This is a genomic window from Agromyces binzhouensis, from assembly GCF_004135055.1.
GTDB lineage: Bacteria > Actinomycetota > Actinomycetes > Actinomycetales > Microbacteriaceae > Agromyces > Agromyces binzhouensis.
In genome coordinates, this window is record NZ_SDPL01000646.1 from 1 (window position 1) to 1144 (window position 1144).

Annotated in this window: 1 protein-coding gene; it reads right to left on the bottom strand. The window is 76.2% G+C overall.

The window, feature by feature from the left end:
- Positions 1-149 precede the first annotated feature (149 nt).
- A complete protein-coding gene (locus ESO86_RS17355) occupies positions 150-1073 on the bottom strand; it encodes a TadA family conjugal transfer-associated ATPase (RefSeq protein WP_129236002.1) in 924 nt (307 codons plus the stop codon).
- Between the last annotated feature and the right edge of the window lie 71 nt (positions 1074-1144).

A 1144-nucleotide genomic window follows, 5' to 3' on the forward strand; every position in this document is an offset into this window, starting at 1 on the left:
GAGCGCGGCCCATGCGGTCGCCGGCGCGAGCCCGGCCGACAGCAGCGCGGCCATCCGCTCGGCGATAGCGGCGACCCGGTCGGGACCGGCCGAGTCGTCCGCGCGCTCGCGTCCGAGGATCCGTGCCGGCACCGCAGGCATCCGGAGGTTCAGCATCCCTCCACCTCCAGCGTGTCGCGTTCGAGCCGGAGTCGGCCGATCCCGGCGACTCGGCGTCGGCCGTCGACCCGCTCGAGGTGCACGACGAGGTCGAACGCGCTGACCGCCTGGCGCGCGACCGCCTGAGCCGACATCCCCGTCGTGGCGCCGAGCGCCTCGAGCCGCGCCGGCACGTCGGCGAGCGAGTTCGCGTGGAGCGTGCCGGCGCCGCCGTCGTGACCGGTGTTCAGCGCCGCGAGGAGATCGCGCAGCTCCGGGCCGCGGCACTCCCCCACGACGAGCCGGTCCGGGCGCATGCGGAGCGCCTCGCGCAGGAGCACGTCGAGCCCGATCCGCCCCGTGCCCTCGAGGTTCGCCTGCCTGGCCTCGAGGGACACGACGTGCGGATGCGCGGGCCGCAGCTCCGCGACGTCTTCGAGGAGCACGATCCGATCGCCGGGGGGCGCTTCGGCGAGCAGCGCGCCGAGCAGCGTCGTCTTGCCCGTGCCGCCCGCGCCGGTGATGAGGATGTTGCGACGATCCCGCACCGCGTCGCGCAGCCGACGTTCCTGCTCCGCGTCGAACATGCCGGACCGGGCGAGTGCATCGAGGCTCGCCCCCGCTGCGCGGGGCACCCGGACCGACAGGAGGGTGCCGGAGGCGGACAGCGGCGGGAGCACGGCATGGACGCGGATGCCGTCGCCGAGCCGGACATCCACCGCGGGGGTCGCCTCGTCGATGTGCCGTCCGCCCCGCGCGATGAGGTGCACCGCGAGGGAGCGGACCTCGGCCTCGTCGGCGCGCCAGGCGGGGTGATGCTCCGCTCCCGCGCCGCGGTCGACCCAGAGCCCGCGCGCTCCGTTCACGAAGAGGTCGGTCACGGCGAGGTCGGCGGCGAAGGGTGCGAGCGGCCCGAGCGCGGCGACATCGGCCACGACCGGCGACGTCTCGTCTCGCCCGACCGCGGACTCCGTCGCCTCGGCGGCTCCCGGACGCGTCCGCGCCG